Genomic DNA, 24,246 nt, shown 5'->3' with positions numbered 1-24,246 from the left:
GCATGGTACTAGGGCGTACAGGGCTACTCAAGTAAGGCGTAGCGTGGTTATGATGGGCCCTGCAACAATAACAAGACAACTAATGAGCCTATAAGGAGTGGGATAACGTGTTAAATATCTTTGAAGTGACGGGTCTCTACACCGCAATTTTTGGTGTGTTGATGGTGTTTTTTACCCTGCGTGTGGGCTTGTACCGTATGAATTCCCGCATCAGTTTTGGTGATGAAGGTGACAAAGAGTTGTTGTGCCGGATGCGTGCGCACGGCAACTTTGTTGAAAACGTGCCCATGGGTTTAATTTTGTTGGCGATGGTTGAGGCGGCGGGCGCGGCTGACGGCTGGTTACATGTCATTGCCCTGCTGTTACTGGTTGGACGTTTGTCGCACTGGTTGCAGTTGTCTGGTTTTATTAAGCCGCTGCCATTTCGCATGATGGGCATGATGCTGACGTTCATCAGCATGCTGACCTCATCCGTTTGGTTATTGCTTAACCTGTAATTTGCAGGGTTTGGGGAATCTTCTCGCGCGACCAGTGCTCGATGCCCCACTGCAGAATCTCTGTTGGAGTTGCGCCCTGTAATTCTGTCGGCAACGGGTGATGTAGCAATTGCATTGCCTGTGCAAGATTGGAACTGGCTTTAGTGTCATCCAGTGCCGGGGCATAGGTTTGTTTGCTGAGCTTTTGTCCCTGCTCATTCACCACAATGGGAATATGGCCAAATTCCGGTGCCCTGCCTTTTAGCAATTGAAACAACCAAAGTTGGCGTTGCGTATTGTCGAGTAGATCGCTGCCACGAATCACATGGGTGATTTTTTGTGCAATATCATCGGCGACGACAGCCAGTTGGTAGGCGATTAAACCGTCGCGTCGGCGAATAATAAAATCTCCCACCTCTTTATCCACCTGTTGAGCTTGATTGCCCTGAAAGATATCCCGGTATTGGATATTGGAGCTGTGGGTAAATTCGTCAGGCAGCTGGCAGGTTTTTACGCGTACCGCGCAGGTTTGATCGTCACCGGGTGGCTGCTGGCGACAGTGTCCCGGGTAGATGCCGCCGGCCTGCTTCACAACCTGGCGACTACAGTTGCAGCGAAAGGCCAGCTCCTGCTTTTGTAGTTGTTGAACCAGTGCGTGATAGCTATCCAGGCGTTGGCTTTGGTAAACCAGGGCTTCATCCCAAAACAGTCCGTGAGCTTCGAGGCTGCGAATAATCGCATCGGCGGCGCCGGGCTGTTCTCTGGGAGGGTCAAGATCTTCCATGCGCACTAACCATGTGCCCTGTTGGCTGCGGGCATCAAGAAAACTGGCAACGGCAGTCACCAGGGAGCCTATATGCAATGGCCCTGTCGGTGAGGGGGCAAAGCGGCCGCGGTATGCGCCGGGAGATGTTAAGAGCATGGAAAGGGATAACAAGGCCCGCTTGGGTAAACGGGCCTGGAAAAGCGGTGGTCAGGCTTAGCCAGTGACTTGCTTTTCTTTGATTTCGTCGAGGGTTTTACAGTCTACGCACTGGGTGGCGGTTGGACGTGCTTCCAGACGACGAATACCAATTTCAACACCGCAGGTCTCGCAGTAACCGTAATCATCGGTTTCGAGTAACTCCATGGTATTGTCGATTTTCTTAATCAGTTTACGCTCGCGATCACGGGTGCGCAGTTCCAGGCTGAATTCTTCTTCCTGACTGGCGCGGTCAGCGGGATCGGGGAAGTTGGCCGCTTCGTCCTTCATATGGGACATGGTGCGATCCACTTCTTCCATAAGCTCGGTTTTCCATTTAAGCAGTAGGCCACGGAAGTGCTCCTTCTGCTTATCATTCATGTACTCCTCGCCCTTCTTTTCCTTATAAGGGGTAAACTCACTCAGCGATAGGTTGCTGGACTTAGTAGAGCTCTTCGGCATCTTTTTGCGCCTCGTTATTACTTCCAAAGTGTCTGTATGGGGGCGTGGCCCCAAATTTCAAGGGGTTCTGAATAAGACCGAGCAAGCTACCAGATAACATTAGCCTGTGCCAGTATTTTCGCCGGCTAGATACCCATGCCTTTATTCTTCGGGGGGCGGATACTCCGTGTTGTGCAGCCCGCTGTCAACCACCTTTGGTCACTTTGGTGACGGTTATTTGAATCCTTACCCTGTTAGGCATTAAGGATTGCACTTTAAGTGCCAGTTTATACACTGGCGTCCTGTAATCTTGTTATATAAAAGTAAGTCTTCACAAACTTATCTCTATAGAATCGGTGTATTAATAACCTATGAAGTTTTCTCCTCCGTTACAGCAGGCAACATTATTAAAGCGCTACAAGCGTTTTTTGGCTGACATCCGTTTAGATAATGGTAATAAAAAGGCGGCAGAGGAAACCACGATCCACTGCCCCAATACCGGCTCGATGAAGAATTGCTGGGCACCAGAGACGCCGTGCTGGTTTTCTGTGTCCGATAACCCCAAGCGTAAATATCCCTTTACCTGGGAAATCGCCACCACACCCGCGGGCGATCTGGCGGGCATTAATACCGGGCGTGCCAATGCGCTGGTGGTTGAGGCAATCAACGACGGTGTGATCACCGAGTTACAGGGCTACGACGAGCTGCGCACGGAAGTGAAGTACGGTGAAGAAAATAGCCGCATCGATATTCTGCTCAGCGGCGAGCAAGGCCAGTGTTATGTGGAGATCAAAAACTGCACTCTGCTGGAAGACGCAGAGCAGGGGCCTGCTGCTAACGAAAGTGGTAAAGGTTATTTTCCTGATGCGGTTTCAACCCGCGGTACCAAACACCTCCGCGAGTTAATCGCTATGGTCGAGGCGGGCCACCGCGCGGTACTGCTGTTTTGTGTGCAGCACTCTGCTATTGAGTCGGTGACGCCAGCGGCACATATAGACAGTGCTTACGCGGAGACCTTTGCTGAGGCAGTTGATGCCGGTGTGGAAGTGCTTGCATACCGGGCGCGCCTTAGCCCTGAAGAAATCAAACTGGAGCAGGCGATACCTGTAGAGACTGTTTAATCCAGCGCGACGTAAATCTCCTGATCGCGCACTTCGTGATCCACAGCCTGCAGTGACTGGCCACTGCAGGGACCGCTAATACACAGACCTTCATCAATGGTAAACAGGGCGCCGTGGGTGGAGCACTGAATCAGCTCGCCTTCGACATCGAGAAAACGATCAGGCAACCACTCCAACTGAATCCCCAAGTGTGGGCAGCTGTTGCGGTAAACGTAGACGTTATCCTGTTGGCGCACGGCAAACAGCAGTTGACCGTGAAAATCAAAGCCCTTGCTGTTGTGGTTGTCGATCTCGTCGATATGGCAAAGTTTTTTCATTGTCGCTTTTTAAAATCCTAGCGTCGACGCTGCTCGTTGGGGCCAATAAGCTGCACGCGGTATTGTTTGATCTCGCCATCGCGAACCGCATCAACTTGCACGGTATCGCCGGGTTTGAAGTTTTCCAGAGCGCTAAGCAGATCATCCTGATTTTCCACCACATCACCGCCAAGGCCAATAATCACATCGCCGAGCACAGTGGCGCCCCAGCGGTTGCGATACATGCCCTGCATGCCCGCGCGTTGAGCAGGCAAGCCCGGAGTTGCCCGCAAAATGGGCACGCCTTTGACCTGGTATTGCGCCGCCCAGTGGTCAGGGGCTACTTCGATACCAAGGGCCGGGCGAACCAGACGACCATTTTGAATCAGGTGCGGCACAATTTTTTTCACGGTATTAACTGGGATGGCAAAGCCAATACCGACGCTGGCGCCGCTGGGACTGTAGATAGCGGTATTGACGCCAATCAGCTCACCGCTGGAGTTGAGCAGCGGGCCACCGGAGTTGCCGGGGTTAATGGCGGCATCGGTTTGAATTACACCGCGAATTGTACGGTTGTTGGGGGCTTTAATTTCCCGTCCCAGGGCACTGACAACACCCACGGTTAAGGTGGTATCCAGACCAAACGGATTGCCAATGGCCAGCACCTTGCGGCCTACGGTCAAATCGTTGGAGTTACCAATCGGCAGCGGGTTGAGCTCTTCGGCTGGTGCCTTAATGCGCAGCACTGCCAGGTCTTTTTCTGGCGCTATGCCAACAACCTGAGCCTGGTAGTGGGTCTGGTTTTGCAGGGTGATAGTGATTTGGCGGGCGCCTTCAATCACATGGAAGTTGGTGACGATATAACCCTGCTTATCCCAGACAAAACCGGTACCGGCACCACGCGGCACAGTTTGTAAATCAAAGGAGTAAGGATCGCGCACCAGTGCCTGGTTGGTGACGTAGACGACAGAAGGGTTGGAGGCGCTAAATACCTCCATGGTGTTTTCTTCATCGTCCGTGGCAAAGGCGGCGAAAGCCTGAAATGAAAAGAGGGAACAAATAAAACCCAAAAACACAAAGGCCAGCGTTTTGGCTGGCCCGTGATTTAATTTCATCATAAGTTAACTGTTCTGTAGGGCACGAATGCGATCATCCAGTGGCGGGTGACTGGCCATCAGGCTGGTCAGGTGCTGCTTAAACCCACCGTTAATACCAAAAGCATAGATACTATCAGGCATTTGTGTTTGCAGCTGCGCTTCGTGATCCAGTTTTAAGCGCTGCAGGGCGCTGATCATGGATTCCTTGCTGGCCAGGGAGGCACCGGCGGCATCGGCTCGGTATTCCCGCATACGGGAGAACCAGGCAACAACGATAGAAGCGGCAATGCCGAAAATGATTTCGAATACAAAGGTGGCGATGTAAAAGCCGATCCCTACTCCTTCGCCTTCACCACGACGCAGGAAGCTATCCACGGCGTAGCCGGCAATGCGAGCAAAGAACATGACAAAGGTATTCACCACACCCTGGATCAGTGACAGAGTCACCATATCACCGTTGGCGACGTGGCCAATCTCGTGAGCCATGACTGCTTTGACTTCGTCGCGGGAGAAACGTTGCAGCAAACCCAGGCTTACGGCCACCAGGGCATCGTTACGGTTCCAGCCGGTGGCAAAGGCGTTGGCTTCCTGGGACGGGAAAATACCCACCTGTGGCATACCAATACCGGCTTTTTCGGCCAGCTCGGCTACGGTTTGCATTAACCACTGTTCATCGGCATTGCGAGGTTGCTCGATTATCTGGGTGCGAGTGCCCATCTTGGCCATGGTCTTCGACAGAAACAGCGACACAAAGGCGCCGACAAAACCAAATACAGCACAGAATGCCAACAGGTTGCCCAAATTGAGCCCATTGGCTTCGACAAAACGGCCAACGCCCAGCAGGTTGAGGGTAATACTGGCGACAATAAGGACGGCAATATTGGTTAAAAGGAACAGGCCGATACGCAGCACGGGGTATTTCTCCAAAATGACTAATCTCTGGTGCTTATGATGGTTCCAGAGGGGGAAAATTCAATGGTTGATGGGTTAAATTTGGTAAAGGTTGGTCTCTGCTCGGAGACGGTGCGGGATTATAGCGGAGGACTGCGAATAAAGTCAGGAAGGCTGAAAAGAAAATGGCCGCCCCAAAAGGGGCGGCCTAAGCAACCGTGATTAGCCTGATTTCAAAGGAGAGAAAAGGTCATGTGTCCTTAACTCGTTGTCGATAATCAGTCGACGGTTGTAATAGTAATTATTCTCATTTGCCTTGTCAACAAGAATAATTATCATTTGTATCTTTTCAGGCGAAAGACTGATGCAGCAGCATATTACTGCTTAAATAGTGGGAAGGTTGTTGCCTGCAGAGAGGGAAAGGAGGCGTTACTGAGAGACGCCTTCCATAGCCGGGCGGCCAGCATCGTCAACCAGACGTTGCTTTAGATCCGGTTCCAGCTCATTCCAGTGGACATTGAGCAGGGCGCCTTGCAGGGCATAAAGCATCACTTTACTGACGTTGATGCCACGATCCTGGATGCGGCGGTAGGCCTCTACGGGACCGACGGACTGGAGGTCTTCATAGGTATTGATGCCGACGGCGTGAAGGATATTCACAGAAGCGGCGCCCAGATTCTTCAGGTGGAGCAATTCACTATGACTGGATGTCATAACGGCGAGTCCCCAAGTTGGTTTGGTTATTGTATTTTTTATGTTACCAGCTGCCTTGATAGGGCTATTGGTTATAATACAGACTTGCTGGGCCTTGGCAAATACTAATACCTGGGCCCTAAATGAGCACTGATGAGAATCCTATGACTTCAGCTCAACACCTGTTGGATCAAGCCTGCGGTAAAACCGAAGACCACCTGTGCACGGTTGCCGGGCTGCCGGGACTATTTCACCGACAGATGGTCGATGACCTGCAGGCGCTGTGTGCCGATGCCAGACAGGCGGGGTTTCAATTGTCGGTGGCCAGCAGTTTTCGCAGTTTTGAGCGCCAGTTGGCGATTTGGTCTGGCAAGGTGAGTGGTGGGCGGCCGGTACTCGATAGCGGTGGCCAGCCGTTGGCTATTCAAACTCTCACGGAAGAAGAATTGATGTGGGCGATTTTACGCTGGTCGGCACTGCCGGGGGCATCGCGCCATCATTGGGGCACCGATATCGATGTTTTTGATGGCTCAGCGGTGAGTGAAGATTATCAATTGCAACTGGTGCCCGCAGAATACAGTGGTGAAGGTCCTTTTAGTACGTTGACTGACTGGCTGACTGAGCGTATCGCCGATGGCAGGGCTTATGGTTTTTTCCGTCCTTACGCTAACGATTGTGGTGGTGTGGCTCCGGAGCCCTGGCATTTAAGTTACGCGCCAGTGGCGCAACAATATGCGGCGCTGCAAACGCCTGAGAATTTATTGCCGCTGTGGCGTGCAGTGAAGTTGCCATTGCTGCCTCAGGTTGAGGCGCATATAGATGAAATAGTGACGCGTTTTATTCGTGTCTAACTGGAAGTAATTGGAAAACGCTTATGTCGGAAGTTCCAGCGTTGGATATAGCTGCCTCGGGCTCTGAACAATTGCCCTTGCAGGCCACAAACCAGAAACAGTTATTGCGTGAGCCGGTGTTTCGCGCACTGTTTGTTACCCAGTTTACCGGTGCCTTTAACGACAACTTTTATAAAAGCGCACTGTTAATGTTGTTCACCTACGGCGGTATTCACCACTGGGGTATCGATATCAACATTATTAACAATCTGATCTCGGCGACGTTGATTATTCCCTTTCTATTGTTTGCCACTTTGATGGGGCAGGTGGCCGATAAGTACGAACGCAGTGCTATCATCCGTCGCATTAAGGTCGCCGAAGTCCTTATCATGTGTGCGGGTGGTGTTGCCCTGTGGTTGGGTTCCCCCCTGGCGTTGTTATTGGTGTTGTTGTGCACCGGGATTCAGTCTGCCTGCTTTAGTCCATTAAAGTACGCCATTGTGCCGCAGTTGGTAAAACCTGAAGCTTTGGTTGGCGCCAATGCACTGATGCATGCGGGCACCTCGATTGCCATTTTCCTGGGATTAATTGGCGGTAGCCTTGCGGCGCAGGTTGCCGGCGGGAAGTGGATTATTGGTCTTGGTGCATTAAGTTTGGCGTTATGGGGTTGGTACTCCAGCTGCAAAATTCCCACGGTGTCTATTGCCAACAAAGCGTTAAGTTTGCAGTGGAATCCCTGGACTCAGACTCGGCGCACACTACAGTATGCTGGCCGTGAAAAAATGGTGTTTTGGTTAATTATCGGTTTGTCCTGGTACTGGTTTTTGGGCTCCATTTATTTAACCCAAATTCCAAACCTGGCCCGCTCGGTATTGATGGCCGATCCCATGTTGGTGCCGATTTTATTGTTGTTGTTTTTATTAGGCCTTAGCGCAGGTTCGCTGGCCTGCGAGCGCTTTTCCAAAGGCCAGATCAATCCCCGCTTGGTGCCTGTGGGCGCTTTGGGGGTGACGCTGATGGGTATCGAGTTGGTGTTGGCCTGTAAGGCGGTTATGGCTACCGCTGCGACTGGTGATGGCTCGATTCAGCCACTGGCAGAGTTACTGGCACGCCCGGATATCTGGCGGGTAGTGATTGATGTTGCATTGTTAGGTGTGTGTGGTGGTGTTTATGTGGTGCCCTTGGCTGCGTTGCTGCAAGAGCGCAGTGATAAACGTGTTCGGGCGCAGATTATGGGCGCCAACAATGTTTACAACGCCTTGTTTATGGTGGCTTCTGCTGTAATGGGGGCTGTGCTGCTGGGTAATCTCGGTTGGTCGATACCGGATATGTTTATTGTTGTCGTGTTATTGCACCTGCTGATTTGTGGTGTAATCTTCTGGCGAGTGGCAGAATTTAGAAAACAGCCTGGACTGTAGGCAATCGACAAGCGAAGTGAGTAGTGTATGAATTTGGCAGAACGCATCTGGCGTGAGATTCGCGCAGAGGCAGAAGCGGCAGGACAAGAAGAGCCTATTTTGGCCAGTTATTATCACGCCGCTATTTTAAATCATGCCACCTTCGAAGCGGCAATCAGCTTCCAGTTGGCCAATAAACTGGCCAGCCCCAGTGTGCCGGCCATGGTGATTCGCGAAGTCTTCGAAGATGCTATGAGCAGTGATGGCAGTATTGTTGATGCCATGTATCGCGATATGCAGGCCTATAAAGATCGCGATCCGGCCTGTGATAAATACACCATGCCGTTTTTGTATTTTAAGGGTTTTCATGCCCTGCAGTCTTACCGCATTGGCCATTGGTTGTGGGCCAAACAGCGCTATGGTCTGGCGCTTTACCTGCAAAACCAGATCTCGCAAACCTTCGGTGTGGATATTCATCCCGGCGCGCGTATTGGCAGTGGCATTATGATTGACCACGCCACTGGGGTTGTAGTGGGCGAAACGGCGGTGGTTGATGATGATGTCTCCATGTTGCATGCCGTGACCCTGGGGGGCTCTGGTTGCCAGGGCGGTGATCGTCACCCGAAAATTCGTCGCGGGGTGCTGATCAGTGCAGGAGCCAAGATTCTCGGTAATATCGAGATTGGTGAAGGTGCCAAGATTGCAGCCGGTAGTGTTGTGCTCGACCCTGTGCCACCGCATACCACTGTTGCTGGCGTGCCCGCCAAAGTTGTAGGTAAACCACAGGTGGCGTCACCTGCGCTGGATATGGACCAGCAGCTCAATGGCTAACGCTTGCTCACAGAGCGGCTATAGTTTGTAAAGACCGCCTGTAAAGAGCTTCCCACATAGGATTGACGGATAGCGAGTGACCGATAACACCCTGATTCAGCTGGCAACCGAGTATTTGCAAAAGGCCCTGGCCAATCTGCACGAACTGGGGGTGCCCACGACACCAGAAAATATTTCCATCTGGTACCACTACGAGGTGGGCGACAAGCCGCGCCTCAATCAGGAGCTGGATAAGCTGCGGGCCAGGGATAGCAAGCTTACTCGCGACATCTGCCAGCAGCTGTACCAGCGCTTTTTTGTTGAGCACGATCAGCGCCAACTGGAGCTGCTACGCCATGCCATAAAACAGCTTATCGATAATCTGGTAACCCAGCTGCATGATGTCAGCTTGGGGCTGGAGGCTTATGGCGATCAACTCAGCGAGTGCCAGCAGCAGCTCAAGGGGGATCCAGATGTCGATCTGCTGCAGCAATTGGTGCAGAAACTGCTCAAGCAAACAGAGCAGGCGCGAACGGTCAGTTGTAATGCCTGCGGTAATGTAGAGGCCCTGCAGGCCGAAATTACCGAGCTGAAAGCCAGTCTCTATGAATTGGAGCAGGCGGCCCTGATTGACTCGCTGACCGGGGTGGGTAATCGCCGTGCGTTTGACCAGTGTCTGGCCGCTGAGGTTGAAGCGGCATCGAGTAACGGGCGTCACTGCTGTCTGTTGCTGGTGGATATCGATCACTTTAAAGACTTTAACGACAAGCACGGCCATTTGGTGGGGGACCGGGTACTGCGGTTTGTCGCCAGTACGATTAAAAACAACGTCAAGGGTCGTGATTTGGTGACCCGTTACGGCGGCGAAGAGTTTGCCGTGGTGTTACCTACCACAGAATACGGTGGCGGCAGAGCGGTGGCGGAATCTATAGTTAACGCTGTGGCGCAAACCAAGTTGACGATAGGGGCAGGTAAATCGACAGGTGCGGACAAGCGCGATTTAGGCAAGATCACCGTGTCGGTAGGTATGTCGGGCTTCCGGCGCGGCGATTCTCCGGAAACCCTGTTTGAGCGTGCAGATAAGTGCCTGTATCAAGCCAAAACCAGTGGTCGCAACAAGGTTGTCGCGGATAAGGGTTAATTAAGGTTGAGGTTATTCAGGCGCTGGGCCGAGTCGTCACTTTCGTCATATTCCATCAGCCAGCTCATCACCGACTCGCGGCTGGCGAGCATGGACTCATAGGTACGCAATACCACTTCATTGGGCACTCGCTGTGCCTTCATGGCATCAATACGAGCAGACAGAAACGCAATGTCCTGACGGACTTTGTTTGAGATGGCGTCAAGCTTTACTCGTTGACTGCCGATTACCAACGTACGATCTTCCTTTGACATAAGCATTCTGGGTAACCCCATCCCTACACCGTAAATCAATAAATATAAAACCAGCACTCGACCACCACTCTGAGAGCATGAAAAGTATGGTGCTATATCAGAGTTTCCGCTAGTGAACTAAGGCTATAAAGCCTGTGCGAGAATGCTCACATGGCTGATGGCGATCTCTCAGAATTAGGCCGGTTTAGGTAAGCATATCGGCCGCGATCTAAGTCTATTTACTGAGATGTCATTTAAAATTAATATATGCGCAATTTCATATATATGGATTTTCGTATATATTGCTTTCGATAATCTTGAGGGGCTCCTATGGAACCTGTGTCGCTATTTAAAAGTCTGGCGGACGAAACCCGCCTGCGGTTGTTGCTGTTGATCGCCAAGGAGCAGGAATTGTGTGTCTGCGAGCTAACTGAGGCGCTGGATGAGAATCAGCCGAAAGTGTCTCGCCACCTGGCACAACTGCGCAAGGTGGGTTTGCTGCAGGACAGGCGTCAGGGAGTGTGGATTTATTACCGGATCAGTGATGCGTTGCCAGCGTGGGTGCAAGAGGTCATTGAGCGGACGTTGGGCGCCAATCAGAGAGTTATCAAGGCCGACCTGAAGCGGTTGGCGGCCATGGGCGATCGCCCGGAACGGTTAGCGAGCTGCTGTTAGTAGCGCAGTCGCAAACAGAGTAAGAAAAGAGGTATTTCCTGTGACGATTAAAGTAGGTATCAACGGCTTCGGTCGTATGGGGCGTTTAGCTATGCGCGCGGCGTTTGACTGGCCGGAATTTGAGTTTGTGCATATCAATGATCCCGCCGGTGATGCGGCAACTCTGGCGCACCTGGTGAATTTTGATTCCGTGCACGGCCGTTGGCAGCATGAAGCTATCGTCGAAAATGGTGTTATGCGAATCGGTGAGCAGCAAATCTCGACCAGTCAGAATAAAACCGTCGGCGAAACCGATTGGTCCGGTTGTGATCTGGTGATTGAAGCCTCGGGCAAAATGAAAACCAAGGCTCTGTTGCAGGCCTACTTGGATCAGGGCGTAAAACGTGTAGTGGTTACTGCGCCGGTAAAAGAAGAGGGTGTGCTCAATGTAGTGATGGGTGTGAATGATCACCTGTTTGATGCAGCCGAACATCGCCTGGTCACGGCGGCGTCCTGTACCACTAACTGTCTGGCGCCGGTGGTAAAAGTCATTCACGAAAAGCTGGGTATTGTGCATGGTTCCATGACCACTATTCACGATATTACCAATACCCAAACCATTCTTGATGCACCGCATAAGGATTTACGTCGGGCGCGCGCCTGTGGCATGAGTTTGATTCCCACAACAACCGGATCGGCGACTGCGATTACGCATATCTTTCCTGAACTGAAAGGGAAGTTAAACGGTCATGCTGTGCGTGTACCTTTGGCCAATGCCTCGCTGACTGACTGTGTCTTTGAAGTTGCCCGTCCTACCGATGTGAATGAAGTCAATCAACTGTTGCGCGAAGCGGCAGAAGGCGAGCTGCAAGGTGTATTGGGTTTTGAAGATCGGCCGTTGGTGTCTATCGATTACCGCACCGATCCTCGCTCCAGTGTAATTGATGCACTGTCTACGATGGTGGTTAACGGCACCCAGGTAAAACTTTACGCCTGGTATGACAACGAGTGGGGATATGTAAACCGCACCATGGAACTGGCTCGCAAGGTGGGTTTAGCTTATCAGTTATAAGCTGATTGATTTATATAGAGGGGACCATGATTGCACGTATCGCATCGCTACCGGATACCATTAAACAGTATTTGGTAATTACCGGTAACTACTGGGCGTTTACCTTAACCGACGGCGCGTTGCGCATGCTGGTGGTGTTGTATTTCCATCAGTTGGGATATGCGCCGCTGGCGATTGCGATGTTGTTTTTGTTTTACGAATTCTTTGGTGTGGTGACCAATTTGGTCGGCGGCTGGTTGGGAGCCCGTTGGGGATTAAATCGCACCATGAATATCGGTTTGGCGCTGCAGGTTGTGGCGCTGCTGATGTTGGTGGTGGATCCCGCCTGGTTAACGGTGGCCTGGGTGATGGCCGCGCAAGCGTTGTCGGGGATTGCCAAGGATCTCAATAAAATGAGCGCCAAGAGTGCGGTGAAAACCCTGGTGCCCAGTGATGCACAGGGCGCGCTTTTTCGCTGGGTAGCCATATTAACCGGCTCAAAGAACACCTTAAAAGGCATTGGTTTTTTTCTGGGCGGTTTGCTGTTAACGCTATTGGGTTTTGCCGGTGCCGTATTGGCTATGGCGATTATGCTCACCGTGATCTGGTTGCTAAGTTTGTACCTGTTAAAACAGGATTTGGGTAAAACCAAAAACAAACCCAAGTTCAGTGAAATTTTTTCCAAAAGTCCTGCCGTTAACTATTTGTCCGCCGCGCGTTTGTTTTTATTCGGTGCCCGCGATGTTTGGTTTGTGGTGGCGCTGCCGGTTTTTTTAAGTCAAAGCCTGGATTGGAATCACTGGCAAGTGGGCAGCTTTTTAGCCCTGTGGGTTATTGGTTACGGTCTGGTGCAAACGGTTGCGCCTAAGTGGGTGCGGGGGCGCGATGGTCGAGTGCCGGATGGTCGCAGCGCCTTTGCCTGGGCCTGCCTGTTATTGTTTATTCCTGCAGCCATTGCCCTGGCCTTGCAGGTAGGTATAAATATTCAAGCAGCGGTCTTGGGTGGTTTATTGTTGTTTGGTGTGGTGTTCGCCTTTAACTCTTCACTGCATAGTTACCTGATTGTGAGTTACGCCAAGGAAGATGGTGTCTCGCTGGATGTTGGTTTTTACTATATGGCCAATGCTATGGGGCGACTTATGGGGACCCTGTTGTCGGGCTGGTTGTTTCAGTTGGCGTCTATGGGTATCAGTGGCTTGTCATTGTGTCTGTACGTCTCAAGTGCGTTTGTTGTGCTGGCCGCATTCTTATCGCTTGCATTGCCGCGGCATAAGTAATTCCTGTAGGCTTGTGAACTATCGGGCATTTTTCTGGTCCGAATTGCAAACAAGCTACAGGGACTACTTACAGGATCAGGCATGAAGCAGGTTTTATTTGTTTGTGTTGAAAACAGTTGTCGCAGTCAAATGGCCGAGGCCTATGGCCATCTTTATCGGCTGCAGAATCCGCATGATAACATTACGGTGTTCAGTGCCGGATCAAATCCGTCAGGCAAGGTAAACCCGCGCGCCATCGAAGTGATGGCCGAGCTGGATTACGACCTTAACCGTCATCAATCAAAATCCTTAACCGATGTGCCCGATGCCGATTATGCGGCTGTGATTACTATGGGCTGTGGTGATAATTGTGCCGAGGTGCGCGCTGCCATTCGAGAGGATTGGCCGTTGCCTGATCCCAAGCATATGCCGCTGGAAGAATTCCGTCAGGTACGCGATGAGGTAGGGCAACGGGTGAGTAACCTGCTTTCCCGCCTGGCTGGATAATCCCTGTAGTTGGGGTAATATAGAGATTACATAGCCCCAGCAATAAGGAGTTGCAGTGAGCGCTGAGCTTTACGATATAGTTTTTCGTGGCGATATTTTACCTGGTCATCAATTGATCCAGGTTAAGCAGCGTTTGGCGCAGCTTTTTAAGGCTGATGAAGCACGAATCAATGCCCTGTTTGTGGGCGGTGCTGTTCCCTTAAAGCGAAACCTGGATAAAGCGGCGGCGGAGAAATACCAGGCGGTGTTGCGCAAAGCCGGTGCGGATGTTCAGGTGGCGCCAGCTGGAAGTGTAACCGCTAAGAAACCGCCGCAGAGAAAACCCCGCCCTGCGCGTACAGCTGCGGCAGCATCCCAGCCTACATCTTCTCCTGCTCCTTCTTCTCCTCCGGCTGCTGCTGCAGAGCAACCCCCTGCCAAACCGGTAGAAAAAAAGGCCATGACGCTGCAGGAGCGTTTGGCTGCTACGGAAAAAGAACTGGCAGAAAAAGAGGCCAAGCGTGCAGCGGAAGATGGCGCAGGCAATCGTGCCGGTGAAATTATTGATCCAGATACTGGCTGGTCCATCGCCGCGGTGGGCAGTGATGTGCTAAAACCCGAAGAGCGACAGGTGGTTGAAGCGGTTGAAGTGGATGTCAGTGATTTGTCCCTGCGCGAGAGCCAGGGCAATTTAGTGGATGAAGCCGAGCGCCCGGTGGAGGAAAGTGTTGAGGTTGATGTCAGCGCGATATCGCTCGCCGATGTGGGCGAGGACCTGTTGCCGGAAGATGAGAAAACCAATATTCCGCTACCCACCCTTGAGGTGGATGACTTTGGATTAGCGCCCGTGGGCAGTGATATGGGGCAGATAAAACCTCCGCCTCCACCGCCTGAGCCGGATACCAGTGGAATTAGTCTGGAATAACTGAGGTGCTAAGTTCATCGTGGAAGTATAAAAGACGCTAGGTTCCTGCCTACGCAGGAACGACATAAATGACTTCTTTATTAACGACATTCCTGCGTAGGCAGGAATCCAGTGTCTTAGATGTTTTGTCAGAAACTAAAAAACGCGCCTTAAGGCGCGTTTTTTATGAGGCATAAACCAACTTCAAACTTAGAAGTTTGGCTTTTCCTTGGCGGCTTCGAAATTGGTCACAGAGTCGGCAATTTCTTTGCGGGCTTCTTCAGCGTTGCCCCAGCCTTCGATTTTAACCCACTTGCCTGGTTCCAGATCTTTGTAGTGCTGGAAGAAGTGAGAGATCTGATTCAGAGTCAGCTCTGGCAGATCGTTGATGTCCTGTACGTCTTTGTACAGCGGAGTTACCTTCTCGTGAGGTACGGCAACGATCTTGGCATCTTCACCACCGTCGTCGGTCATCTTCAGAACACCAACAGGACGGCAGCGGATAACAGCACCTGGTACAACGGCCAGAGGCATAACCACCATCACGTCAACAGGGTCGCCGTCGCCGCACAGGGTGTGAGGTACGTAACCGTAGTTGCAAGGGTAGTGCATCGCAGTGCCCAGCATACGGTCAACGAAGATCTCGCCGGAGTCCTTGTCTACTTCGTACTTGATAGGATCGCCATTCAGCGGGATTTCGATAATCACATTGATATCGTTTGGCAGGTCCTTACCTGCGGAAACTAGATCGTAACTCATGCTCTGGGGTCCACTTTGATATTGGGAGGGTGGTTAAAAAAGCCGCGATTCTACCACATCTGCCAGCCTTAACAATTAGCGGATAGGTCTATAGACAGGGTTTTATTGGTGTGCCTTTAGTTTGGGTGGGCTGGCGGGGGGTAAGGAAAGCGTTGCAGAGGTGTGGGGATAGGCATAGTATCAGTGTATGCGGCCTTAAATGGGGATGGATCGGGCCGTACGCCCACAAACCGTGGAAATGTACACAAGGGAGTCTGGAAAAGCGTTTTTTGCGTGCTGCAAATGGCTTTATCTGTTGGACTTGGTGTAATTCGGGGCATTCTGCCGATCATTAGGCATATCTTAGGCTCCAAGCACGTATAAATGCTGCTCAAGACATCCACTTCATAATAAGTAGAGGGTTGTCTATGGACATGCTGCTGTTGCCGCCGATTCTCGGCGGTATAGGGTTACTTGCTGCATTCATTATTTACCAGATTGTTAAACGTTATCCTGCCGGTGAAGGGGTTGTGGCTGAAATTGCCGACGCGATTCACCAGGGGGCTATGGTGTTTATGCGGCGGGAGTATTCGATTCTCGCCATCTTTGGGGTGGTTCTCACGATTGGTTTATTTATCGGGTTTCAGTCCTGGCATACACCTGTGGCGTTTGTCGTGGGGGCATTCTGCTCGGCATTTGCCGGTTATATCGGCATGTATACCGCTACCAAGGCCAATGTTCGCACCACGGTTGCCGCCTCGACAGAAGGGGCCTCGACGGCGCTGAGTGTCGCCTTCTACGGTGGTTCGATCATGGGGTTGGTGGTTGCGGCCATGGGTCTGCTCGGTTTAGGCAGCTTGTATTTAGTCTTCGGTAATGATCCCGTTCACGTCCATGCTATCCATGGTTTTGGTATGGGGGCCTCGGTCGTGGCGCTGTTCTCCCGTGTCGGAGGAGGCATCTATACCAAGAGTGCTGATGTTGGTGCCGATCTGGTGGGCAAGGTTGAGGCCGGTATCCCCGAGGATGATCCGCGCAACCCCGGTGTGATTGCCGATAATGTTGGCGATAACGTGGGTGATGTGGCGGGTATGGGGTCGGATATTTTCGAATCCTACTGTGGCTCCATGATTGCCACGATTGCTATTGCTTCCACCATGGCGATGGCTGCGGTCACTACGCTGGCGAACGACAGGGCTGAGTTGATGTTTGCACCGCTGGCACTGGCTTCGGTGGGTATCCTCTGCTCAATTATGGGCATTGCCCTGGTCCGTATCGCGTCCAGTAAAGCTCCAGATGTGGCTCTGCGCATGGGCACGCTGGGAGCGACGATCTTATTTGTTGCCGCTGCCTGGGGTGTGCTTAACAGTTTAGGGGTTTCTCAGGCGGTCTGGCTGTGTGTGGTCTGTGGTGCCATTGGTGGCGCTGTGATCGGTTTGGTTACCGAGTACTACACGGGTGGCAGGCCCGTTCGCCTGATTGCTGAAGGCGGAGAAACCGGACCGGCAACGGTGATGATCTCCGGTTTGGCTACGGGGATGGAGTCAGTCGTGGTTCCTGTACTGATGATCGCTGGCATTATCTACTCGGCGAGTACGTTACTGCCGGTCGGTGCTGGTGTTTACGGTGTGGGTATTGCGGCGGTAGGTATGTTATCCACAGTGGGCATAACCATGGCCATCGATGCCTATGGCCCGGTAGCAGATAACGCTGGTGGTATCGCCGAGATGGCTGAATTGGGTGAGGAAACCCGTGAAATTACCGACGGTCTGGACGAGGTGGGTAATACTACCGCAGCCATCGGTAAAGGTTTTGCTATCGGCGCGGCAGGCTTGGCAGCACTGGCGATTATCGCGGCCTTTATTGAGACTGTTGAGCAGCATGTTCAGGGATTCAGTTTGGCTATAAATGATCCGCAGGTGCTGATGGGTATGTTCCTTGGCGGAATTTTCCCGTTTTTGGTTAGCGCCCTGACCATGCGAGCGGTGGGGGATGCAGCCTTCGATATGATCAAGGAAATCCGCCGCCAGTTTAAGGAGATCCCCGGCTTGATGGAGGGCAAAGCCAAGCCCGATAGTGGTCGCTGTGTGGATATTGCAACCCAGGCGGCGTTACGCAAAATGGTCTTGCCCGGTGTGTTGGCGGTGTCTGCCCCGGTAGTTGTGGGCTTTGGCATCGGGCCTGCAGCGCTGGGCGGTTTGCTCGGCGGCGCCTTAATCAGCTGTGTGCTGTTGGCCTTGACGATGGCCAATGCTGGTGGTGCCTGGGATAACGCTAAAAAGTATGTCGAAAAAGGCAATCACGGTGGCAAGGGTTCTGATGTGCATAAAGCCGTAGTTGTTGGTGATACCGTTGGCGATCCGTTCAAGGATACCAGTGGGCCAGCTATGAATATCCTCATTAATGTGATGGCGATTGTGTCGCTGGTGATCGCGCCGCTGTTGGGCTAAATCAGAGGAAAAAGACAAGAGAGAGAAGATTAACGGGAGCCTGGCTCCCGTTTTTTTTGAACTGTTGATTAGCATCGTGGTCTTGATGTGTAACGGTTTTTAAATTGATGGGGATGTTATGAGACAAGTACTGGGTGTGGTTGTATTGCTGCTGTCGACGGGGTTATCGTCGGGTTTGTCGGCCGAGCAAAAAGCGCAGTATGAAAAAGCCATTTTTGCTGGCGGTTGTTTTTGGTGTATGGAGCCGCCGTTTGACAAGCTTGATGGCGTTATTGAAACCCTGTCGGGTTATGCCGGTGGTAAAGAATTAAATCCAACCTATAAACAGGTATCCCGCGGTCAAACCGGCCATGCCGAAGTGGTACAGATTACCTATGACCCCAGTAAGGTCAGTTATGAAAAACTGTTACAGGTATTTTGGGTGAACGTTGATCCATTGGATGACGGTGGTCAGTTCTGTGATCGCGGCGCCCATTACCGCACCGGTATTTTTCCGTTAAATGATCAGCAACGAATCGCCGCGGAAAAAAGTATTAAAGCATTGGATGCCAGTGGCCGTCTGTCTCAAAACGTCGTGACTGAAATTGAATTGGGCGCGACTTTCTATGCAGCTGAAGACTACCATCAAAATTATTATCAGCGTAATCCCATTCGTTATAAGTTTTACCGTAACGGTTGTCGTCGCGATAAGCGTCTGGATGAGTTGTGGGGTGAAGAGCGCTTGCTTTTCAAAGAGTAATCAAGACACTCTGACAAAAGGCACAAACCGTACCGGTAACAACGGTTGCACATGTGGCTGCCGGGATTGATCCAGAGTCACCACGCAAAGTTGTTGTTGCCCGTAAAGCTTTAAGGGAATCACCAGGCGGCCTTCTTGCGATAATTGTTCTAGCAGTGGATGCGGGATCTCGTCGGCACAGGCGGTCACAATAATGGCATCGAAGGGGGCTTCTTGTGGCCAGCCTTCATTGCCGTCGCCCAGTTTTAAATGGCAGTTGTTAACACCACAAATCAATAAATTATCCAGCGCTTGTTGATGCAGAGCTGGAATAATTTCCACGCTAAAAACCTTGGTTGCAAGTTTTGCCAGAATGGCGGTTTGATAACCGCAGCCGGTACCGATTTCCAGCACCTTACTGTTTTTTTGCAAGCGCAGCAGATCAGTCATGATGGCGACGATATAGGGCTGCGAAATGGTTTGATTGCTGCCAATAGGCAGGGGTTTGTTGGCAAAGGCGTAATCGCGATAGTCAGGCGGCACAAACAGATCGCGTGGTACTTCACGTAAGGCTTCTTCCACTGCCAGGCTGACATGCTGGCAGTGGGTGTAATTGGCGGTGTCTTGGTATTCCTGATGGATTTCTTCCATTAACCCATCAAGCAGGTGTTGCCGATCCATAACCTGCTATTCGGCAATACGCATCTCATTAAAGCCGATTCTCTGTGCTGCTGCACTGGCGGCGTCCAGGGTATGGAAGTTACAGGGCCGGCCCTGTGTGGTAGTCAGGTGCAGGGTGTGCCCCCACAGATCGTGGCAGTCCAAATGCCAGCCATGATCCTCCCGGCTGGGAATGGCGACAGCATCAATCAGGCGGCCGGTTTCATACATTGTGTGCATATGTTGCATATCCATTTGGTCACTCCCTCATTATTGTCATCAGTTTTAGTATAAAGCTTGGCTTGATCTCTGAGGTGAGTGAGTGGGCAAAGTAGATATAATATTTTCTGCTAACACGATTCTGTCATAGATCATTAATATTATTAGCGGGTTTATGCCATGATGTTGTTTGGCGCGACATTTCACTGCGAGTACCTGGGTTTGTTCTTTGTTTGGCGTTGGGGCTCGTGTATTGTCTCGTGTTGTGCCCGCCGCTAAGGTAGGCCAATTCTCTCATGCTTACGCTCAGGAATAGGGATAAGGATAGTCATATGCAACAGGATACGTACTTTTCTGAACCGCAGCTGTTATCGCTGCCGGTTAGTCGTCCAGCCTACAGTGATCGCACCGCCTGGATGATGGCAGAGTTGTCACGCCTTGCTTACGTGCGCTTCGAAGTACCGAAAAAGTTACCGGATTTGGCCAAACAAATCCTGGCGGCCACCAATGAGAGTGAAGTGGCTGAGCAATTAAAAGAGATTATCAGCCAGTCCCGCGATGCCGAAGGGGACCCGGATGCATTGCTAACCGGGCCTTTGCAAAAGGCTGGCCTGACATTAGTCAAAGCCCTTAGCGTGGCTGATAGCCAGTGCTTTGTCGCCAAGCGCGAAGCTGACCGCGAGCAGGACGATCCAGGCATGTTGGTGGTTGCTTTTCGTGGTACAGAAAAAAACTGGGCCGATATTAAAACCGATTTACAGGGCAACCTGACCAAACGCGATGGTTATGCGGTGCATACAGGGTTTGATCGCGCTTACGAGTTTTTGCACAAACCTCTACAAGAGATTATTGATCAGAACCCGGGCTTACCGCTTTATTTTACCGGTCACTCCCTGGGGGCGGCTTTAGCGGTTATGGGCGCCAAGCACCTGGGCTGTTTAAGTGCTGGAGCCTGTTATACTTTTGGCGGTCCGCGTGTCGGTGATCTGGCCTTTATTGACGGCGTGAAGATTCCCATTTACCGTCTTGTCAATGCTGCCGACGGCGTGCCGCAGTTGCCTCCTCCGAAGTGGACCATTGATTTACTGTTAGCTGCGGTGGCGTTACTGCCGTTGCGCTGGATGCAAAGAATGCGTGCTTGGTTGAGCAATTTTCAAGGCTATAGCCACTACGGTGATCAGCGATATTTGACCTCGGTTGAAGATATTGAATGCCCCAACGCCATGACAGCATTAGAGCTAATTGCCAACCCGCCGCTTCCCTATCGTTTGGAACGTATGGTGGAACGTTTAAAGCGCTATGGGCCAACCATGTTGCTAAAAGACCACTCGATTAAAAACTATTGCGTAAAACTTCGCGCTATCGCGTTGGAAGCCAATCAACACTTGGTGGTTGAGGCTGTGAGTGAAAGTCGGGTTGTCGAAGATGCTGCGAAAGAAAAAGCCGCTGAAGAGGTAATGGCGAAAGCTGCCGAAGAAATTGCAGAAATTTAGTGATACATAAAAGTCGCACTGCATGGCAGTGCGACTTTTTGAGAAACCGAGCTAACGATTAAAAACGCAAACTTAAGCCAACGTTAAAGGCTTTGTTCTCATCGTCACCATCCACATACTGATAACTTGCAGTCAGTGCTGTGGCATCGGTTAAACGATAGCTGGCGGATACGGATGCCGTTACCTCGTCGTCTGCATCCTGTTGGCTGCCGGGCAACTCATAGCTATTAAGATCCAGTGACAGTGCAGTCATGCGTACCATTTCATCGCTATCAATATGTTCGTGGCGTAAACCGACTTCGGTATTGATTGTCAGCTTGGCGTCGGCAGTGACAAAACGCAGAAACATTCCCCACTCTGAGGTTAAAGATTCCTGAACCTGATCTTCATACTTGAGCGAGGTAGAGCTTCCACTTTTTTCGCTATAGCCTTCAACTTCACTACGAATATAACGCAGGTTTACCCGCGGGCCGTAAGCCCACTGACCAATTTCCGGCGCCAGGTTGTAACCTACTTCGGATGCCAGGCTGTAGGCAAAGCCATCGGTGTTACCGGTTTCGGTGCGCAGGTGTTGGCCCAGTTGAATACCGCGTTCCAAATCGTTGAAGTCAAAGTCGGCAATACCCGCCATCATATCGACTTGCCAGGTTTGGCTGCGGTACTGACCAAAGGCTGTTACACCAAAACCTTTCATGGGGTATTCGGAAGTGTCGTTTTCCCACTCATCATTAAAGATGTCGAGCATCACACCACTGCTCCAGTGATGGTCAATGGTATAACGCAAACCAATCGAACCTATATCACGGTTCTGCTCGCCGTCTGCTGAGCTGAAATTATCGCGGTATTTAATTTCACTGGATTCCAGATTGGTCAGCAACTGCCAGGTGCCAATAGCACTGCTATCACCTGTTGGTGCTACGCGCAGTTGCTGCTGCAGGCGGGTGATATTGTTACTGACGGCATTGGTGGCCATACGTGGCAACATGCTGACTTCTGCTGGGGCTTGTAGGATGGAAGCGTAAAAGTCACCCATAATATTGTGTAGTGCTGCTGTTGGGTGAACGTCATCGTTATACAGCAGTTTACTTGGGTCGGGGTTGGCGCTAGAAATTCCGTAAGTGGTGTTCTCCGTACAGGTAGTCAGTGGAGAGGCTGATGCATTGTAGCAGGTGGTGTAGAGCTCTGACCCTAGGCTGCTGTCAAAACCGTAGGCATCCGGATCTTGCAAAATTTCTTCTACCAGGCCTCCCATATCAACTGGAATAATATTGGCGTTTGTCTCGCGTAAAGTTGCGTAGACGGTTTGTTCTAATAGATTTCCCAAAGCTTGGAGGCCTGCACTACTGCCAGGAGAAGCCGCTTCCATCGCTGCCGCTAAGGGGGTCAGATCAAACGATGGGGTATTGGCATACATGATGTAGTTGGCACCGGCATCAGCCAGGGCTTCAATACCCACTTTAAGATTGTTGGCTGCGGCGGCCGCAGTGGTCGCATCAGTGACGTCACCCTGCAAAATATCGTTGCCGCCACCATCAATAAAGATTAAAGCGTTGGCATCAATCGTGGGGTTATCCACCAGGTAGCCGTTGCGGGTTGTAATACCACCGCCAAAACCTGTGGCATCCACAACGGAGCCATTGGGGTCGGTAATCGATGCCAGGATCTGGTCCGTAGTATAGCCACCCACAGCATAGTTGGTACCAACGGTTACCGCTGTGTCGGAAGGTGTCGATGGTCCCAGATTGCCCAGTCCCAGTGATTCCGCCAGATGTTGAACCGCTACTTGCTCAAACACACCACTGCCATCGGTATTGGTAAATCGTAATCCGGTCCCCGGTGCTCCCGGGTTGGGGAATTGACCACTGTCGAGCAGGCTGTCACCAAATACAATCAGCTCGCTATAGGGCGCAGCCATAGTGGGGGCGGAGGCGATCGCACAGCTTAAGGCAATAGCGCAATGCAGTTTGGTTTTGGCAAATTTAGAGGTTTTTGGGCGTGCACATAGTTTCTCAGTCTCTCGAGGCATAGCATAAGTCCTGTCTATTTTTATTATTTAGGATTTAGACTTGTAATGCCGGGATCATCACTGGATGGTGTGATCCTTATATATTTTTATTATTGTTATAACTTCCCTCGAATCCGGTCGATAGTAACGGAACGGTTTAGTGATTGGAAGAGGTGAGTAAATGGTAACCTACTCGAAGATCATCTCGATTAAGGTACCTAACGCCTGGCGCGAGTCTTCACGGCTGGTGTAGTACTGCACATGCTGGTCAGTGGCGGCCTGGGGAGAAAGCTTGATACCCCAGATGGGTTTTATATCCTGAGGTAACAGCGAGTAACGGATATCAACAATCTGCAATTCATTAAGCGGATCGACAGCCACATAATCCCCTGAAAACCAGCTAAAGCGGGCGATGTCATGCGCCTGGCGAGAATCCTGATCCAGCCAGGGGAAGTGTTGGTTCAAATCCAGCTTTACGACTTTGTCGCCAGTCCAGGTGCGCGACTGACTCAGGCCGGGTTTAACTGCATCGACATAAAAATGTGTGGGAGTTTCGTAAATTACTTTCCAAACCGCCAGGTTGCCAAAGCTGGGTTTGACTTCCAGACGCAGTACTTCGTGGCCTCGCTGTTGAGCCAACTGTTCTCCCAGCGCTTTGGCGCGATCATGCTGCAAGTGACCGATGGACATATAGATGGCCATCCAGGCAATGCTGGCATAGATAAAGGTTTTCGACTGCCGTTTACAGGCCAAAAAACACAGTATTAACACTGGCAGGGTAAAGGCGGGATCAACAACCGAGATGGTATCCCAGGCAAAACGTTGACTGCTAAAGGGCCAAAATAATTGGGTGCCGTAGCTGGTACAGGCGTCAAGAAGTGCATGGGTGGCATAACCGATAAACGACCACAGGTACACACTCTTAAAGCTGAGCTGCCAGCGTTTGCCAAGTAGCGGGTAGAGCACCAGGCTGCAGATCAGGGCACCAAACGGGATAAAGAATAACGAGTGGGTAAAGTGGCGGTGAAATTCGATCGCCAGTAATGGATCAGTTGCCGAGCGTATCAATACATCAAGATCGGGAGCCATACCCGCCATGGCACCAATACAGGCCGCTTGGGCCAGTTGCTTGGGCTTAACCTGGCTTTGGGTAACAACAGCGCCTAATACGCCTTGGGTGACTGGATCCATGCTTAGTCCTCAACCGTATCCTCAACCTTGTGCT

26 protein-coding genes are annotated in these 24,246 nt (G+C 51.5%); 14 read left to right on the top strand and 12 right to left on the bottom strand.

What is annotated here, in order from left to right:
* The first annotated feature begins 107 nt into the window (after window positions 1-107).
* The gene (locus ACGHZ6_RS22425) at window positions 108-497 is read left to right on the top strand and encodes an MAPEG family protein (protein ID WP_390616292.1); all 390 of its coding nucleotides are present in this window, start codon (window positions 108-110) and stop codon (window positions 495-497) included.
* Here ACGHZ6_RS22425 and gluQRS read toward each other — a convergent pair.
* Window positions 487-1,398, bottom strand: coding sequence for a tRNA glutamyl-Q(34) synthetase GluQRS (gluQRS, locus tag ACGHZ6_RS22420; RefSeq protein WP_390616291.1), 912 nt, complete (start codon window positions 1,396-1,398; stop codon window positions 487-489). The genes ACGHZ6_RS22425 and gluQRS overlap by 11 nt on opposite strands.
* A gap of 57 nt (window positions 1,399-1,455) precedes the next feature.
* Window positions 1,456-1,899, bottom strand: a complete 444-nt coding sequence (dksA, locus tag ACGHZ6_RS22415; protein ID WP_390616290.1) for an RNA polymerase-binding protein DksA — start codon at window positions 1,897-1,899, stop codon at window positions 1,456-1,458.
* Between the two features lie 350 nt (window positions 1,900-2,249).
* Here dksA and sfsA point away from each other — a divergent pair, with 350 nt between their 5' ends.
* Window positions 2,250-2,999 carry a DNA/RNA nuclease SfsA gene (sfsA, locus tag ACGHZ6_RS22410; protein ID WP_390616289.1) on the top strand — a complete coding sequence of 250 codons (750 nt, stop codon included), beginning with the start codon at window positions 2,250-2,252 and terminating at the stop codon, window positions 2,997-2,999.
* On the opposite strand, the gene ACGHZ6_RS22405 is transcribed toward sfsA, so the two are convergent.
* The 4 genes from ACGHZ6_RS22405 to ACGHZ6_RS22390 form a co-directional block, all read right to left on the bottom strand.
* Window positions 2,996-3,316, bottom strand: coding sequence for a Rieske (2Fe-2S) protein (locus ACGHZ6_RS22405; RefSeq protein ID WP_390616288.1), 321 nt, complete (start codon window positions 3,314-3,316; stop codon window positions 2,996-2,998). The genes sfsA and ACGHZ6_RS22405 overlap by 4 nt on opposite strands.
* Window positions 3,317-3,333: 17 nt before the next feature.
* Complete coding sequence (locus tag ACGHZ6_RS22400; RefSeq protein WP_390616287.1) at window positions 3,334-4,413, bottom strand: S1C family serine protease; 1,080 nt, start codon at window positions 4,411-4,413, stop codon at window positions 3,334-3,336.
* A gap of 3 nt (window positions 4,414-4,416) precedes the next feature.
* Window positions 4,417-5,304: a protease HtpX gene (gene htpX, locus ACGHZ6_RS22395; RefSeq protein ID WP_390619205.1), complete on the bottom strand. Its 888-nt coding sequence runs from the start codon at window positions 5,302-5,304 to the stop codon at window positions 4,417-4,419.
* 408 nt (window positions 5,305-5,712) lie between these two features.
* A complete protein-coding gene (locus tag ACGHZ6_RS22390; RefSeq protein ID WP_390616286.1) occupies window positions 5,713-5,997 on the bottom strand; it encodes a TfoX/Sxy family protein in 285 nt (94 codons plus the stop codon).
* A gap of 143 nt (window positions 5,998-6,140) precedes the next feature.
* On the opposite strand from ACGHZ6_RS22390, the gene ACGHZ6_RS22385 reads away from it, so the two are divergent.
* The 4 genes from ACGHZ6_RS22385 (at window position 6,141) to ACGHZ6_RS22370 (ending at window position 10,154) form a co-directional block, all read left to right on the top strand.
* On the top strand, window positions 6,141-6,827 hold the full coding sequence (locus ACGHZ6_RS22385; RefSeq protein WP_390616285.1) for a M15 family metallopeptidase: 687 nt from the start codon (window positions 6,141-6,143) through the stop codon (window positions 6,825-6,827).
* A gap of 23 nt (window positions 6,828-6,850) precedes the next feature.
* Complete coding sequence (locus ACGHZ6_RS22380; RefSeq protein WP_390616284.1) at window positions 6,851-8,224, top strand: MFS transporter; 1,374 nt, start codon at window positions 6,851-6,853, stop codon at window positions 8,222-8,224.
* A 27-nt stretch (window positions 8,225-8,251) separates the two neighbouring features.
* The gene (cysE, locus tag ACGHZ6_RS22375; protein ID WP_390616283.1) at window positions 8,252-9,034 is read left to right on the top strand and encodes a serine O-acetyltransferase; all 783 of its coding nucleotides are present in this window, start codon (window positions 8,252-8,254) and stop codon (window positions 9,032-9,034) included.
* 76 nt (window positions 9,035-9,110) lie between these two features.
* Entirely contained in the window at window positions 9,111-10,154 is a 1,044-nt protein-coding gene (locus ACGHZ6_RS22370) for a GGDEF domain-containing protein (RefSeq protein WP_390616282.1), read from the top strand.
* Here ACGHZ6_RS22370 and ACGHZ6_RS22365 read toward each other — a convergent pair.
* On the bottom strand, window positions 10,151-10,408 hold the full coding sequence (locus ACGHZ6_RS22365; RefSeq protein WP_390616281.1) for a hypothetical protein: 258 nt from the start codon (window positions 10,406-10,408) through the stop codon (window positions 10,151-10,153). The genes ACGHZ6_RS22370 and ACGHZ6_RS22365 overlap by 4 nt on opposite strands.
* 309 nt (window positions 10,409-10,717) lie before the next feature.
* Between ACGHZ6_RS22365 and ACGHZ6_RS22360 the strand changes: the two genes are divergently transcribed.
* From ACGHZ6_RS22360 to ACGHZ6_RS22340, 5 genes are all read left to right on the top strand, one after another.
* Complete coding sequence (locus ACGHZ6_RS22360) at window positions 10,718-11,062, top strand: metalloregulator ArsR/SmtB family transcription factor (protein ID WP_390616280.1); 345 nt, start codon at window positions 10,718-10,720, stop codon at window positions 11,060-11,062.
* 40 nt (window positions 11,063-11,102) lie between these two features.
* The gene (locus ACGHZ6_RS22355; RefSeq protein ID WP_390616279.1) at window positions 11,103-12,113 is read left to right on the top strand and encodes an ArsJ-associated glyceraldehyde-3-phosphate dehydrogenase; all 1,011 of its coding nucleotides are present in this window, start codon (window positions 11,103-11,105) and stop codon (window positions 12,111-12,113) included.
* Between the two features lie 26 nt (window positions 12,114-12,139).
* Window positions 12,140-13,369: an organoarsenical effux MFS transporter ArsJ gene (gene arsJ, locus ACGHZ6_RS22350; RefSeq protein WP_390616278.1), complete on the top strand. Its 1,230-nt coding sequence runs from the start codon at window positions 12,140-12,142 to the stop codon at window positions 13,367-13,369.
* A gap of 81 nt (window positions 13,370-13,450) precedes the next feature.
* The gene (locus ACGHZ6_RS22345) at window positions 13,451-13,855 is read left to right on the top strand and encodes an arsenate reductase ArsC (RefSeq protein ID WP_390616277.1); all 405 of its coding nucleotides are present in this window, start codon (window positions 13,451-13,453) and stop codon (window positions 13,853-13,855) included.
* Window positions 13,856-13,910: 55 nt separating this feature from the next.
* Complete coding sequence (locus tag ACGHZ6_RS22340) at window positions 13,911-14,759, top strand: hypothetical protein (RefSeq protein ID WP_390616276.1); 849 nt, start codon at window positions 13,911-13,913, stop codon at window positions 14,757-14,759.
* Between the two features lie 189 nt (window positions 14,760-14,948).
* Here ACGHZ6_RS22340 and ppa read toward each other — a convergent pair whose 3' ends face one another.
* Window positions 14,949-15,497 (bottom strand): inorganic diphosphatase, encoded by a 549-nt coding sequence (gene ppa, locus ACGHZ6_RS22335; protein ID WP_390616275.1) that lies wholly within the window; start codon window positions 15,495-15,497, stop codon window positions 14,949-14,951.
* Window positions 15,498-15,904: 407 nt separating this feature from the next.
* Here ppa and ACGHZ6_RS22330 point away from each other — a divergent pair, with 407 nt between their 5' ends.
* Window positions 15,905-17,926 (top strand): sodium-translocating pyrophosphatase, encoded by a 2,022-nt coding sequence (locus tag ACGHZ6_RS22330; RefSeq protein ID WP_390616274.1) that lies wholly within the window; start codon window positions 15,905-15,907, stop codon window positions 17,924-17,926.
* 118 nt (window positions 17,927-18,044) lie between these two features.
* On the top strand, window positions 18,045-18,665 hold the full coding sequence (gene msrA / locus ACGHZ6_RS22325; protein WP_390616273.1) for a peptide-methionine (S)-S-oxide reductase MsrA: 621 nt from the start codon (window positions 18,045-18,047) through the stop codon (window positions 18,663-18,665).
* Here msrA and ACGHZ6_RS22320 read toward each other — a convergent pair whose 3' ends face one another.
* Window positions 18,666-19,325 (bottom strand): protein-L-isoaspartate(D-aspartate) O-methyltransferase, encoded by a 660-nt coding sequence (locus ACGHZ6_RS22320; RefSeq protein WP_390616272.1) that lies wholly within the window; start codon window positions 19,323-19,325, stop codon window positions 18,666-18,668.
* 6 nt (window positions 19,326-19,331) lie between these two features.
* Window positions 19,332-19,559, bottom strand: a complete 228-nt coding sequence (locus tag ACGHZ6_RS22315; RefSeq protein WP_390616271.1) for a hypothetical protein — start codon at window positions 19,557-19,559, stop codon at window positions 19,332-19,334.
* A gap of 296 nt (window positions 19,560-19,855) precedes the next feature.
* Between ACGHZ6_RS22315 and ACGHZ6_RS22310 the strand changes: the two genes are divergently transcribed.
* Entirely contained in the window at window positions 19,856-21,016 is a 1,161-nt protein-coding gene (locus ACGHZ6_RS22310) for a lipase family protein (protein WP_390616270.1), read from the top strand.
* A 58-nt stretch (window positions 21,017-21,074) separates the two neighbouring features.
* Here the strand turns inward: ACGHZ6_RS22310 and ACGHZ6_RS22305 are convergent, their stop codons facing one another.
* Window positions 21,075-23,042 (bottom strand): autotransporter domain-containing protein, encoded by a 1,968-nt coding sequence (locus ACGHZ6_RS22305; RefSeq protein WP_390616269.1) that lies wholly within the window; start codon window positions 23,040-23,042, stop codon window positions 21,075-21,077.
* Window positions 23,043-23,210: 168 nt separating this feature from the next.
* Window positions 23,211-24,212 (bottom strand): metal-dependent hydrolase, encoded by a 1,002-nt coding sequence (locus ACGHZ6_RS22300; RefSeq protein WP_390616268.1) that lies wholly within the window; start codon window positions 24,210-24,212, stop codon window positions 23,211-23,213.
* Window positions 24,213-24,246 lie beyond the last annotated feature (34 nt).

Origin of the sequence: Maricurvus nonylphenolicus (assembly GCF_042854845.1) — a bacterium.
Classification (GTDB): domain Bacteria; phylum Pseudomonadota; class Gammaproteobacteria; order Pseudomonadales; family Cellvibrionaceae; genus Maricurvus; species Maricurvus nonylphenolicus.
Note: the sequence above shows the minus strand (reverse complement) of the source record. Positions and strands in the feature narration are given on the sequence as shown.

Coding starts and splice junctions, on each gene's coding strand:
- gluQRS (WP_390616291.1), bottom strand. CDS start 1,398: ATGCTCTTAACATCTCCCGGCGCATACCGCGGCCGCTTTGCCCCCTCA.
- dksA (WP_390616290.1), bottom strand. CDS start 1,899: ATGCCGAAGAGCTCTACTAAGTCCAGCAACCTATCGCTGAGTGAGTTT.
- sfsA (WP_390616289.1), top strand. CDS start 2,250: ATGAAGTTTTCTCCTCCGTTACAGCAGGCAACATTATTAAAGCGCTAC.
- ACGHZ6_RS22405 (WP_390616288.1), bottom strand. CDS start 3,316: ATGAAAAAACTTTGCCATATCGACGAGATCGACAACCACAACAGCAAG.
- ACGHZ6_RS22400 (WP_390616287.1), bottom strand. CDS start 4,413: ATGATGAAATTAAATCACGGGCCAGCCAAAACGCTGGCCTTTGTGTTT.
- ACGHZ6_RS22390 (WP_390616286.1), bottom strand. CDS start 5,997: ATGACATCCAGTCATAGTGAATTGCTCCACCTGAAGAATCTGGGCGCC.
- ACGHZ6_RS22385 (WP_390616285.1), top strand. CDS start 6,141: ATGACTTCAGCTCAACACCTGTTGGATCAAGCCTGCGGTAAAACCGAA.
- ACGHZ6_RS22380 (WP_390616284.1), top strand. CDS start 6,851: ATGTCGGAAGTTCCAGCGTTGGATATAGCTGCCTCGGGCTCTGAACAA.
- cysE (WP_390616283.1), top strand. CDS start 8,252: ATGAATTTGGCAGAACGCATCTGGCGTGAGATTCGCGCAGAGGCAGAA.
- ACGHZ6_RS22365 (WP_390616281.1), bottom strand. CDS start 10,408: ATGTCAAAGGAAGATCGTACGTTGGTAATCGGCAGTCAACGAGTAAAG.
- ACGHZ6_RS22360 (WP_390616280.1), top strand. CDS start 10,718: ATGGAACCTGTGTCGCTATTTAAAAGTCTGGCGGACGAAACCCGCCTG.
- arsJ (WP_390616278.1), top strand. CDS start 12,140: ATGATTGCACGTATCGCATCGCTACCGGATACCATTAAACAGTATTTG.
- ACGHZ6_RS22345 (WP_390616277.1), top strand. CDS start 13,451: ATGAAGCAGGTTTTATTTGTTTGTGTTGAAAACAGTTGTCGCAGTCAA.
- ppa (WP_390616275.1), bottom strand. CDS start 15,497: ATGAGTTACGATCTAGTTTCCGCAGGTAAGGACCTGCCAAACGATATC.
- ACGHZ6_RS22330 (WP_390616274.1), top strand. CDS start 15,905: ATGGACATGCTGCTGTTGCCGCCGATTCTCGGCGGTATAGGGTTACTT.
- msrA (WP_390616273.1), top strand. CDS start 18,045: ATGAGACAAGTACTGGGTGTGGTTGTATTGCTGCTGTCGACGGGGTTA.
- ACGHZ6_RS22320 (WP_390616272.1), bottom strand. CDS start 19,325: ATGGATCGGCAACACCTGCTTGATGGGTTAATGGAAGAAATCCATCAG.
- ACGHZ6_RS22315 (WP_390616271.1), bottom strand. CDS start 19,559: ATGGATATGCAACATATGCACACAATGTATGAAACCGGCCGCCTGATT.
- ACGHZ6_RS22310 (WP_390616270.1), top strand. CDS start 19,856: ATGCAACAGGATACGTACTTTTCTGAACCGCAGCTGTTATCGCTGCCG.
- ACGHZ6_RS22305 (WP_390616269.1), bottom strand. CDS start 23,042: ATGCCTCGAGAGACTGAGAAACTATGTGCACGCCCAAAAACCTCTAAA.
- ACGHZ6_RS22300 (WP_390616268.1), bottom strand. CDS start 24,212: ATGGATCCAGTCACCCAAGGCGTATTAGGCGCTGTTGTTACCCAAAGC.